Consider the following 12237-nt stretch of genomic DNA (forward strand, 5'->3'; position numbering starts at 1 on the left):
AACTGTTTTGATATTTAACGCTTTATCAAATCTCGATTTTATTCGGCGTAAAGGTTTGCCATTTGTTGCAGGCAGGGCAGTGCCAGAAGAAGACTTGGGATTTGAAGTGGCAGTTGCGGCAGCGGTACATGACGCTTTTTTGCAGCTGGCGGCCGATAATCGAACGAATCATATCGGTGTCGGCTTTCCACTCCGGATTCATACTGCTGAGTTTCAAGCCAAGCAGACGGTACACGCCGTTGAGGTCGGGTTTTTGGCGGACAAGTTCGACAGCGATTTGCGCCGCTTCGGTTTCGCCTTTGAGCAACAGTGCTTTCTCGTAAATGACGTTGATCAGGTCAAGATCGGGGAAGGTTTGCATATAGCCGATGAGGCGGTTGAGGCCTTCTTCTTGCTTGCCTTGCGCGGCATAGGCTTCATAGAGTTTTTCGCCGACCATGCTCAGATAGGCGTGGTTTTGCTGCTCGATGGCGGAATACGCTTCCACTGCAGCATGGAAGTTGCCCTGACGGTATTCAATGTCGCCGAGAATGATGTTGGCGCGCGTACATTTCTTGTTGGCTTCGAGTGCTTTGCCGATGTTGTAGCGAGCGGCATCGAAGTTGGATTTGAACAGTGCGGCTTGGGCGATTTCGCAATAGAACTGGGCGATTTCAAACTGGTAGGTTTGTTCGTCATGGCTCAAGAGCTGCGCCATTTCGATGGCCTTTTCCCAGTCGCGGTCTTGTTGGTAAATACTCAAAAGGTGTTGGCGGGCTTCGCGTGCCATATCGCCTTCCTGCAAACCGAGGAAGATTTGTTCGGCACGGTCCACCAAGCCTGCGCTTTGGTAGTTTTGCGCCAATTCAAAAAGCACGCGCGCGCGTTTTTCGTTGACGGTGTCGGGCGAATCGAGCAGGGCGCGGTGCATATTGATGGCTTTGTCGTTTTCGCCGCGTTGGCGGTAGAGCTTGCCTAGGGTCAGGTTTAGGTCGTATGACTGCGGCTGTTGGTCGATCACTTCCGCCAATTCGCGCGCGGCGCGGCCGCTGTTGCGGTCAACGAGGGCATCAAGGCTTTTGTAAAACCCTGCCGGTATGCTTTTGGCCTGTTTCAGGACGGTCTTCATATCGACGCGCGCGGCAAACCAGCCCATAGCGAAGAAAACGGGGAGGAGGACGATGGGCAGTAAGATGACCCACAATTCGTTGTCCATGGTATTCCTTTATTGGTTGGTGGCGTTACGCTTTGGGAGTGGCTTCGGAAGTCGTTGCCGGTGTTTCGGTTTTGACCGAGGTCAGGTCTTTTTCGGAAAGGTGGGCATGTTTTTTTACTTCGGCGCGCAGGCGGTTGTTTTCGCTGCGTAGGGTCAGCAGACGGCCGAAGAGGGCAAACATACCGAACACGATGCCGATAATAAAGGCGCCGAAAAGCACGACAATCAGCGGCAGATTGACGTTTTGGCCGGGCAGGTAGAAGAAGGATACGTTGTGGGTATTGGTGATGGCCAGCAGGAGGAAAACAAGAAGAATCAGGATTTTGATGATGGTATAGATGAGTTTCATGGGTTGCTCCGGGGGGCCGCGGGTGGGGCAGGCCGTCTGAAAAATGGTATCAGTTTAAACGATTTGCCGGATTTCGGATAGGACGGCATGTTTCAGACGGCAGGGGGGATGGTGTCTTTATGCTGACGGGTACTTGTCAAACCCATATTGAAAGGCGTATTGTTCAGTCTTTAGTTATTATCTTACAAATCAGAATAAGAAAGGCAATCATCATGAGCAGACCAGTCCCAGCCGTATTCGGCAGCGTTTTCCACGCTGAAATGCCCGTTATCGCTTATCGTGAAGGTAAATGGCAACCGGTAGAATGGCAATCTTCCAAAGACCTGACACTCGCCCCCGGCGCACACGCCCTGCATTATGGCAGCGAATGTTTTGAAGGTTTGAAGGCATTCCGTCAGGCAAACGGCAAAATCGTGATGTTCCGCCCGACTGCAAACATCGCGCGTATGCAGCAAAGCGCAGATATTCTGCACCTGCCGCGTCCTGAAACGGAAGCTTATTTGAATGCTTTGATCGAATTGGTCAAACGTTCCGCCGAGGAAATCCCTGACGCACCTGCCGCTTTGTACCTGCGTCCGACTTTGATCGGTACCGACCCTGTGATCGGTAAAGCCGGTTCTCCTTCCGAAACAGCCTTGCTGTACATTCTGGCTTCTCCTGTTGGTGACTATTTCAAAGCCGGTTCGCCCGTTAAAATCTTGGTGGAAACCGAACATATCCGTTGCGCCCCACATATGGGTCGTGTGAAATGCGGCGGTAACTACGCTTCCGCCATGCCTTGGGTATTGAAAGCCAAAGCCGAATATGGTGCAAACCAAGTGTTGTTCTGCCCGAATGGCGACGTTCAGGAAACCGGCGCGTCCAACTTTATCCTGATTAACGGCGATGAAATCATTACCAAACCGTTGACCGACGAATTCTTGCACGGCGTTACCCGCGATTCCGTACTGACTGTTGCCAAAGATTTGGGCTACACCGTTACCGAACGCAACTTTACCGTTGATGAGCTGAAAGCAGCTGTGGAAAATGGCGCAGAGGCGATTCTGACCGGTACGGCTGCGGTCATTTCTCCGGTAACTTCTTTCGTGATTGATGGCAAAGAAATCGAAGTGAAGAGCCAAGAGCGCGGTTACGCAATCCGTAAGGCGATTACCGACATTCAATACGGTTTGACAGAAGACAAACACGGCTGGTTGGTCGAAGTTTGTTGAATAGAACGCATTTAATAAAAAAAGGCCGTCTGAAATATTTTTTCAGACGGCCTTTTTTTATTGGTTTTTAGATGGTGAAAGCAATAATAAAATACTAAATTTTGCAAATAAACGGTAGTATTTTAAGATAATCGGTATATAATGCGCAATTATGTTGTAAAAATACACATTGAAAATATCGAATTTTATTGATTTTTAGAAGAAGTTAAAAACAGTTATAGATATTTATTCTGTATATTTTGTAAATTTAGTTAAATAGGGAATGCTAAAGACATGTCGTGTTAGAATTTCCCTCCTTTTTGGCTTCGCGGGATTCACTCTGTCAAGTCAAAAAGGAAACCAGTGCAAGATAAAACCATTTTTATTTTGCTATAAAAATCAAAAATAACTTAACTCTGGATGAACTAATCAATTAAAAAGGGACTCTGATACATTTCCGTCAAAAATAACCGGACACATGGTACGCGGACAGATCGCCTATATAAAGTCATCCAAGGGTTCTGTCTGACACCATGACCGTTTCCAATCAGAAAACCGGCAGAAGGGGAAACGCTGCCGAGTTTCTCAAAGCGGCCAACTTCAGTTTGGCCTTTATACAGGCAATTGTTGTTACGACAGAATCCGTCTTACCTCTTTAATCAATCGGCTTTTTTGTTGCACGCTTGTGCGGTGGGAAAGGCGATATTCGATACAAGGAAATACGCTGATTATGTCACATAAACTTGCTCCTCTTGGCCGTACCCACATTCGTCACGGTTCATCTACACCTGAAGCAAATTCCAAATCATCTTCTCCTCTAAAAGAATGGATACACACCCACAATTGGGGGGATATGCCGTCGGTTTCTCCTGAGCTTAAGCAATTAGGTGGTAAAAATACGGTAACGAGAGAAGTAGTGCATGTGGCGGAGGCAGCAAGATTTGACAGTTCTTCATCATCTTCAGACGGCCTTGTGACAAAAATGCATGTTGCACGGACCAGCGTTGCTTCTGTAAGCAGCGTTTCCAGTAAACATATCATTGAGCCTAAAGTGGCGAGCAAACACGTTGTTTCAAAAGAACCGGTAAACAAGCCGGTTAGTCAATCGATAGAAAAAATTCTGGCTGAAAAGCAAAAAATTTACGAAGAGGCTAAAGAAAAAAAAATAGCCGAAGCCGCCGCAGCCAAAGCAAAGGCGGTTGAACGCGCAAAAGAAGCGCATAAAGCAGCAGTCGAAAAAGCGATTGCAGAGCGTAAAGCCAAACAAGAAGCCGCACGCAAAGAAAAAGAGGCGGAAGACAGAATTGCCGAAGAAAAAGAAACCGTTGAGATTGTCCATAAAAAGAATCTGAAGGATTCAGACGGACATGACAAAATAGCGGGCGTTTCTTCCGGCAAAAAAGCAATCAATAGCCACGATAGCCACCTCAATTCGGGTAAAGCAAACAAAATTGACGACCATGCCGAAGGCAGGGAAGGTCTATCTGGAAAATACCGTGTGTATGAATCCAAAGAGTACGGTAATTACGTCCGCGTGAATGATTTTGGTGCCGATGCACAGGGTAAGAAAGACAGCCTCCAGGCATTTAAAGCAGCTTTAGAGGCGGCGCACAAAGAAAAAGCCATGGTTTTCTTGGATGGTGCTTACTATATTTCCAACCAGATTGTGATGGATAAAACCGTTTCCGGCGCGCGTGGTTTGTTTGGTTCGGGGATGGGTAAAACCAAAGTAACGTTTGATAAGGCGCAGACGGGCGTGTTCAATCCGGACACCAACCATGATGATATTCGCCAATTTGCCGGTATTTTAGTCGATGGACAAAACAATAAAACCATTGCCGACTTGTCGGTTCAATATACCAACCCTGATTTTTACCGAAAAGGCTTAAGCTATTTTGGCAAGGTAAACGGCATTTTGGTGAACGATGCGGACAATACTTTAATCAGCAAAGTAGAGGTTTCCGGTGCCAACCGCGCTGGTGTGATGTTTACGTCGACCGCTTCTTTGGAAACGGAAAAAGGGCATAAGTTGACCTTTAAAGCGCGCGTACAAAGCGGCGAAATTGATGAAACATACGAAGCGCTGCCTTTGGGTGAAAACAACCGTATTATCGATTCGTATTTACACCACAACCGCGTTGCCGGTGCGCTGATCGGTTTTCAACAAAACTTTATCGGCGAGGGCAACCGCTTGGATTGGAACGGCCACGAAGCGGATGGCGGTACCGGCTACGGTATGGCTGTGGCTGCCGGAAGCTACAATTACGGCATCACATACCGTAAAAACACGACCGACCACAACTACCGCAAAGGTTTGGATGTGCACGATGGTACGGGCATTGTCATTGAAGACAATGTGTTAACGGGTGACCGGCTGTATGGTATTGTTGCCTACAATCGCCAGTTTTCTATGGATAAAGTCAAAATTACCGGCAATACCATTATCCAAGACCCGAGCTTCCGTTTGAATGTTGATGATGACTTGGGCAAGTACTACCACATGTATTCAGGGATTCAGGTGCAAACCAATACCCAATACAAAGATTTGCACTCGGCTGACAAAGGCTATTTTGATATCAGTAATAATGTCATTAAAAATCTGACGGTTTATCAAAACAATATTCAGACCTACGCGATTGAGTTCCGTAACCATGAAAGCAAAATGGATTACACGCTCAATATGGCAAACAACAAGATCAGCGGCGAATCCACCAAATATCTGATTGCCGTCATCAACGATACCTACGACCGCGTTTTATCTAAAAACGGCATGGGTAGCGGTACCATTACCATCAGCGGCAATGATGCCGATATCGGCAAGATTATGAAAGGCGCAGTACCGGTTTATGTGGAAGAACACCATGGCAATGTCGCTATGCATGGGGCGGTAACGATTCACAACAACAAAATTTCCGTGCGTGAAGAATCTGCCGGTTACGTCGAATTTGCTTATTTAAAGAGCAATGCCAAAGAGTACAACATCACCAATAACACATTGAAACTTGGTGGTGCCCTGAATGATGCTTTGGTAGACGTACACAGTACCAACCCTAAGGGCAAGGCATCTTTAAATGTAGCCAACAATAAAATCATGACGGACATTAAAGGTGAACTGTATGATTCATGGCTGCGCTTTGAAAATAACATCAAAACGTATTCTGAAGGCAATAGCCATAACGGCGCAGCACTGAAAAAGGTGAATACGGCCGGCAGTAAAGTGGCATTGAGCGATATCTTGTCAGAAGCCAACCATATTGTCGAAACGACTAAAGAGACTGTATATCACCATACTCAGAACGTGTATACATCAGGAGTGGAAGAACATCATACAACAACAGGGATTTTGTAAGTTGTTGAAGCCGTAATTTTTATGGTTTAAATATCGATAAATAAAAAAGGCCGTCTGAAAATTTTCAGACGGCCTTTTCATCTAACTCACATTATTTAGCCAGTTCGGCACGCAGTTTGTGGGTTACGTTCATCATCACTTGGAGTTGTTCCAGAGTTTCTTTCCAGCCACGTGTTTTCAGGCCGCAGTCCGGGTTAACCCACAGACGCTCAACCGGTACAACCTCGATAGCTTTGCGCAACAGGTGCTCAACTTCAGCTTCAGTCGGTACGCGTGGGCTGTGGATGTCGTAAACACCCGGGCCGATGTCGTTCGGGTATTTGAACTCGCCGAATGCAGTCAAGAGCTCCATGTCGGAACGTGAAGTTTCGATGGTGATGACGTCAGCGTCCATAGCGGCGATGGCAGGCAGGATGTCGTTGAACTCAGAGTAGCACATATGAGTGTGGATTTGAGTGCTGTCTTCGCAACCGGTAGAGGACAGGCGGAAAGATTCTCCGGCCCAGTTCAGGTAGGCATCCCAATCGGCACGTTTCAAAGGCAGACCTTCGCGGATGGCAGGTTCGTCAATTTGAATGACTTTGATGCCGGCTTTTTCCAGATCCAATACTTCGTCGTTCAGAGCCAGTGCGATTTGTTTGCACACGGTAGAGCGAGGAATATCGTTGCGGACGAAAGACCATTGCAGAATGGTAACAGGGCCGGTCAACATACCTTTCATCGGGCGTTTGGTCAGGCTTTGTGCGTAAGTAGACCAAGCGACAGTCATGGCTTCAGGACGGCTTACGTCACCGAAGATGATAGGTGGTTTCACGCAGCGTGAGCCGTAGCTTTGTACCCAGCCGTATTGGGTGAATGCAAAACCGCTCAACAATTCGCCGAAGTATTCGACCATGTCGTTACGCTCGGCTTCGCCGTGTACCAGTACGTCCAAGTCCAGTTTTTCTTGTTCTTCAACCACCAAGGCGATTTCTTTTTTCATCGCGGCTTCGTAATCAGCGGCAGACAGTTCGCCTTTTTTGAAGGCTGCGCGTGCTTGGCGGATTTCGGTAGTTTGTGGGAAAGAACCGATGTTGGTAGTCGGCAGCAGAGGCAGGTTCAACCATGCTTGTTGCGCTTTGATACGGTCGGCAAATGGAGATTTGCGTTGGTCCGCGTTGGCAGGCAAATCGGCCAGGCGTTTGGCAACGTCTGCACGGTGGATTTCGCTGCTGTTGGCACGGGAGTCGGCAGCAGCTTGGCTGGCGGCGAGTTCTTCGGCAACGGAATCACGGCCTTCGTTCAATGCGGCTTTCAGAACGCGCAATTCTTGGGTTTTTTGCAGGGTGAATGCCAACCAAGAGTACAGGTCAGGTTTGTTGGCTTTCAGTTTTTCTTCAACTGACAAGTCAAATGGAGTGTGCAGCAGAGAGCAAGAGCTGGAAATCCACAAACGGTCGCCCAGTTTGGCTTGCAGAGGCTCGACAGTTTCCAAAACTTTGTTCAGGTTGGCACGCCAAATATTGCGGCCGTCGATAACGCCGGCAGACAGAACTTTGTCGTAGTCGGCAAATGCGTCCAGTTGTTCAGGAGCGCGTACCAAGTCGATGTGTAGGCCGTCAACAGGCAGGGATTTCAGCAAAGCAGCGTGTTCGGCAACAGAACCGAAGTAAGTGCTCAACAGGATTTTGGCGTTTACTTTGCTCAAAGTGGCGTAAACGTCTTTGTAGGCTTCTACCCATTCTTTAGGCAGGTCAACAGCCAAAGCTGGCTCGTCGATTTGAATCCATTCGGCACCGGCTTCAACCAAAGCGTTCAGGATTTCAACGTAAACAGGCAACAGTTTAGGCAACAGGCTCAGACGGTCGAATTCGACAGCGCCTTTTTCTTTACCTACCCACAGGAAAGTCAATGGGCCGACGATGGTCGGTTTGGCTTTCAGGCCCAAAGCTTGGGCTTCTTGCAGTTGTTGAACGTAGTGTTTGGCGTTGGCTTTGAATTCGGTATCGGCGTGGAATTCAGGCACCAAGTAGTGGTAGTTGGTGTCGAACCATTTGGTCATTTCGATAGCGAATTGGTCTTTGTTACCACGGGCCAGTTGGAAGAATTGTTCCAAAGACAGGTTTTGGCTGTCGAAGCCGAAACGGGCAGGGATGGCACCGGTGGCAACTTGCAGGTCGAGGATGTGATCGTAGAAAGTGAAATCGCCTACGGCAACGTAATCAGCGTTGGCAGCAGCTTGGTGTTTCCAGTTTTTCTCGCGCAAGTCTTTAGCAACAGCCAGCAATTCTTGCTCGCTGATTTCTTTGCGCCAGTATTTTTCTTGTGCGAATTTCAATTCGCGGAAGGCACCGACGCGCGGGAAGCCTGAAAAATGTAATGTTGTCATGTTAACTCTCCTAGTTGGAATTTTGAATCAGGCCGGTATGGCCTGAATGTTCGATATTGTAAATCAGAATGGTGAGGCCGTCTGTTTTATTAACGGGGACGTACACCCAAAATATGGCAGATGGCGTAAGTCAGTTCGCTGCGGTTGAGGGTGTAGAAGTGGAAGTCTTTGACACCTTCGCGCGAGAGGACTTTGACCATGTCGATGGCGATGCTGGCGGCAACAAGGTTGCGCGTGCCTTGGTCGTCATCCAAACCTTCGTACATTTTAGACAGCCAGCTTGGGATTTTGACGTTGGTCACTTGGGCCATTTTGGTCAATTGTTTGAAATTGGTTACAGGCAGGATGCCGGGAACGATTTCAACATCGATGCCCATCATCACGCAACGGTCGCGGAAGCGCAGATAGCTTTCCACGTCGAAGAAGAATTGGGTGATAACGTGGTTTGCACCCGCATCGATTTTGCGTTTCAGATTGATCAAGTCGGCTTGGGCGGATTTGGCTTCCGGGTGTACCTCAGGATAGGCTGCTACGGAAATGTCAAAGTCGGCAACGGAGCGCAACAGTTTGACCAAATCTTCGGCATAGAAAGGTTTTTTCTCGTAGCCAGGCGGCTCGTCGCCACGTAGGGCAACGATGCGGCGGATACCGCTGTCCCAATAGTCTTTGGCAATTTGACGCAACTCGTCAGGGCTGGCATCGATACCGGTCAAGTGAGGGGCGGCTTCAAGGCCGGTTTCTTGTTGGATGCGTTTAACGATGCTGTGAGTGCGGTCGCGCTCGCCTGAGTTTGCACCGTAAGTTACGGAAACAAATTTCGGGTGCAGGGTTTGCAGGCGATGGATGGAATCCCACAGCATGGTTTCCATTTGTTCGTTTTTCGGCGGAAAAAATTCGAATGAAACGTTGATGTCGCCTTTTAAATCGGAAAGGCTGTGATTTAATGCGTTAATTTCTCTAGCGTGATTCATGCTTATGCACCTTCTGCATATCTTTTATTTGTTGTCAGGCTGCATAATAAATTTGAGGTTGGCATGAGTCAATTTCGAAATTTTCCGAAATTGTATGAATAGATTTAATAAAGGCCTCAGGCCGTCTGAAAAACAGCCTGAGGTCTTGTTTGATAGGAAAGGGAGGAAGGATTATTCTGCTTCATCTATCCATGCTTGTTGCACGGCTTCGAGAATACGCTCGCCGCAACGCGCAGGATCATCGTCAAATTCAGGCAAAGCCATAATTAAATCACGCAGTTGGGTAAAACGTACGGTTTTCGGATCGATGCTGTCGCCGTGTAAGTCGTAGAGTTCTTCGGCGATGCGTTGGGTATCTGTCCATTTCATGATGTGTTCCTTTATTGGGTTTGGGCTATTAGTAATTATTTTAATCAAGAAGAAGTCGGACTGCCAGATTGTTTTACGGAAGATGGGCAGATAAATGATGGCGCTATTTTTTAACAAAATAGCATAGTTGCGTTAAAATACGGCAAGACACTTAAAATTCACGGCAATCTGCCGTTTTATACTTTCTATTCCGCTTTGTATGATTTGGTTTTCATGCAAAATTTACATTTTGTTATGCAACCAAATTTTTTGGAATGGCTCTTAAGAAAATCCATCGCTTAAAAATAAAAGGAAAAAAGATGAATAACGCACTCAACGCCAAATTGTCCAAACTGATTTACGCGCTCGCTTCCGATGATCCGGAGTGTCTGTCCAAAACAGGCGCATTTGACCGTTTGTTGTTGTTGGTTCGCGAATTTTATCGGATGCTGGACGAAACAGAAGGTTTGAAACAGCTGGTGTTCCGTCTGTATTACGGCAAACACTATGGCTTGATTAAACTGGATGCCGCTTCACTCAACGACGATGCAGGCGCGTTGAGGTTGAAACGTTGGATGGTTTATTCGCGTATCGCCGAGCGTATCGAGAATTGCGGCAAACATTTGTCGGTCGTGCTTGAAGATGCAGTGTTGGAAAATGGCGTGGACAAATCGCGTTATATAGATGAAGCCAATGCCATTATCGAGCGTTTCGGTTTGGTAAGGGATGAGGCAGCACTTTCGGCGATTGAGGCAGAGGAAGCGTTGAAGGCAGAGGCTGAGCTGCCGACAGTAAATAAATCTCAGAACGCCGCTCCCCGTTATAACAGCAATATGCATCAAATCAGAATGCAAGAAAAAATTGAAAATTACTCTGCTACGCAGAAAGTGGCCTCCATGCAGATTTCGCGTATGCGTTTTATTTTCCCTCATATCGAATAGTTTGGGATGTAACCAAAAGGCCGTCTGAAACCATAACGCACATGGTTTCAGACGGCCTTTTTCATTAAATCTCGTTTTAATGGTCTTCGCGAGCGTGGTTAATGGTGTATTTGGGGATTTCGACCACTAAGTCTTCATCGGCAACCACCGCCTGACAGCTCAGGCGCGAGTCGGCTTCCAAGCCCCATGCTTGGTCGAGCAGGTCTTCTTCCAATTCGGTCGGTTCTTCCAGGCTGTCAAAACCTTTGCGGATAATCACGTGGCAAGTGGTGCAGGCGCAGGATTTTTCGCAGGCGTGATCGACTTCGATGTCGTGGTCGAGCAGCACGTCAAGGACGGTTTGGCCTTCCGGTGCATCTTCGATAACCGCGCCTTCAGGGCATAATGTCGCGTGTGGGAGTACGGTAATTTTTGGCATTTTTATTGTCTCGGTTGTTTAAGAGTGGTTGTGGTTAAAGTGGTTTCAGACGGCCTTGGATATTCAATATTCAGGCCGTCTGAAAAATGGGTTTATAACATGATGCCTTTACTTTTTAAATTTTCCAGACATTCGTCCAAGTAGGCATCATCATGTTCGGCGTAAATCGGCGAAGTGGATGCTTCAATCGCGTGCGAATGGTATGGGGCAGCGGCTTTGCCGCGATATAGTGGGTCTTTCCATAAAACATCCGGTTTGTAACCGCGCTTTTCCATCTCTTCCATAATCAATACGTGATACAGGTAGAGTTTGTAGGGTGAATGGGTAAAAACGTAATTTACCGTCGCATGCGGCCTGCCCCAGCCTGCTCCGCGTAAAGCGGCGCATTCGCGGTGTTGCCCCAAAAGCTGGGCGCGGGGGAGTAGGGGGATAAGGGTTTGGTGCCAGAGTCTCATTGTGATTCAAATAATTCTGAGTAATCTTCGTAAGCTATCTTCAAATCCTTTTTTGAGTAGGTAGTATAAATGTGAAGACCCTCTTCAATTTCAGTGGTTAGCTTCGATCCACTTTTCCCAAAGTATTCGTCTTTATATAGACGGACTTTGGAATTTTTGGGTTTATATGCATTTTCTGAAGAGAGGAGATTTCTTAATATGGAAGGATTTTGTTGATGCTTTTCCTTGATAAAGGAGATAAATGCACTTCTGTTTACTTCAAAAATTTTTTCTTGATGATGTTCTTTGACAGTTTTTTCAAAACCTAACTCTGCTATTTCATTCTTAGGAAATACAATTTCACCTCTTAATGAGAGAAAAAGCCTTTTCACAAGATTTTCATCAATTGCAAAAAGCTCAGTTTCTCCTATTTGGCTTTTGCCGAAAATTTCATGAAGTAAGGTTTCTTTTTCTTTATAGTTGTCGGTTTTAATCGCTAGAATACGTTCTAACCCGGCAACGTTTGCGTAGCCGTTGTTTTCCAAATGGCGCATTCTAGTTTCAAAATTATTTTCGTCAGTAATACCAATTTTATATACGCCTTTGATGACGGTTTTCATCAGGTAGACAATGCCCGCTTTTTCCATTGTTGTCCTTTATTTTTATTTCTGTAT

At 46.9% G+C, this 12237-nt stretch carries 11 protein-coding genes; 3 read left to right on the top strand and 8 right to left on the bottom strand.

Annotation, left to right across the window (positions count from 1 at the left end):
* Positions 1–25: 25 nt before the first annotated feature.
* Together lapB and ACTHTY_RS00070 are read right to left on the bottom strand one after the other, a co-directional pair.
* Positions 26–1195: a lipopolysaccharide assembly protein LapB gene (gene lapB, locus ACTHTY_RS00065; protein WP_440366083.1), complete on the bottom strand. Its 1170-nt coding sequence runs from the start codon at positions 1193–1195 to the stop codon at positions 26–28.
* A gap of 25 nt (positions 1196–1220) precedes the next feature.
* Entirely contained in the window at positions 1221–1544 is a 324-nt protein-coding gene (locus tag ACTHTY_RS00070) for a LapA family protein (RefSeq protein ID WP_440366084.1), read from the bottom strand.
* A gap of 212 nt (positions 1545–1756) precedes the next feature.
* Here ACTHTY_RS00070 and ilvE point away from each other — a divergent pair, with 212 nt between their 5' ends.
* On the top strand, positions 1757–2755 hold the full coding sequence (gene ilvE / locus ACTHTY_RS00075) for a branched-chain-amino-acid transaminase (RefSeq protein ID WP_049323817.1): 999 nt from the start codon (positions 1757–1759) through the stop codon (positions 2753–2755).
* A gap of 832 nt (positions 2756–3587) precedes the next feature.
* Positions 3588–6083, top strand: coding sequence for a right-handed parallel beta-helix repeat-containing protein (locus ACTHTY_RS00080; RefSeq protein ID WP_440366461.1), 2496 nt, complete (start codon positions 3588–3590; stop codon positions 6081–6083).
* Positions 6084–6174: 91 nt separating this feature from the next.
* On the opposite strand, the gene metE is transcribed toward ACTHTY_RS00080, so the two are convergent.
* From metE to iscX, 3 genes are all read right to left on the bottom strand, one after another.
* Entirely contained in the window at positions 6175–8451 is a 2277-nt protein-coding gene (gene metE / locus ACTHTY_RS00085) for a 5-methyltetrahydropteroyltriglutamate--homocysteine S-methyltransferase (RefSeq protein ID WP_003745555.1), read from the bottom strand.
* An 89-nt stretch (positions 8452–8540) separates the two neighbouring features.
* The gene (gene metF, locus ACTHTY_RS00090) at positions 8541–9422 is read right to left on the bottom strand and encodes a methylenetetrahydrofolate reductase (RefSeq protein WP_063075915.1); all 882 of its coding nucleotides are present in this window, start codon (positions 9420–9422) and stop codon (positions 8541–8543) included.
* Positions 9423–9593: 171 nt separating this feature from the next.
* On the bottom strand, positions 9594–9791 hold the full coding sequence (gene iscX, locus ACTHTY_RS00095) for a Fe-S cluster assembly protein IscX (protein ID WP_003682097.1): 198 nt from the start codon (positions 9789–9791) through the stop codon (positions 9594–9596).
* Between the two features lie 299 nt (positions 9792–10090).
* Between iscX and ACTHTY_RS00100 the strand changes: the two genes are divergently transcribed.
* On the top strand, positions 10091–10711 hold the full coding sequence (locus tag ACTHTY_RS00100) for a hypothetical protein (protein ID WP_440366085.1): 621 nt from the start codon (positions 10091–10093) through the stop codon (positions 10709–10711).
* Between the two features lie 76 nt (positions 10712–10787).
* Here ACTHTY_RS00100 and fdx read toward each other — a convergent pair whose 3' ends face one another.
* The 3 genes from fdx to ACTHTY_RS00115 form a co-directional block, all read right to left on the bottom strand.
* Entirely contained in the window at positions 10788–11129 is a 342-nt protein-coding gene (fdx, locus tag ACTHTY_RS00105) for an ISC system 2Fe-2S type ferredoxin (protein ID WP_003686005.1), read from the bottom strand.
* 92 nt (positions 11130–11221) lie between these two features.
* The gene (locus ACTHTY_RS00110; protein ID WP_440366086.1) at positions 11222–11584 is read right to left on the bottom strand and encodes a TIGR02328 family protein; all 363 of its coding nucleotides are present in this window, start codon (positions 11582–11584) and stop codon (positions 11222–11224) included.
* Entirely contained in the window at positions 11581–12210 is a 630-nt protein-coding gene (locus ACTHTY_RS00115) for a GIY-YIG nuclease family protein (protein ID WP_049330683.1), read from the bottom strand. Before ACTHTY_RS00115 ends, ACTHTY_RS00110 begins: the two co-directional genes overlap by 4 nt.
* Positions 12211–12237: the final 27 nt, after the last annotated feature.

Origin of the sequence: Neisseria sp. P0019.S002 (genome assembly GCF_051957155.1) — a bacterium.
GTDB classification, from domain to species: Bacteria; Pseudomonadota; Gammaproteobacteria; order Burkholderiales; family Neisseriaceae; genus Neisseria; species Neisseria perflava.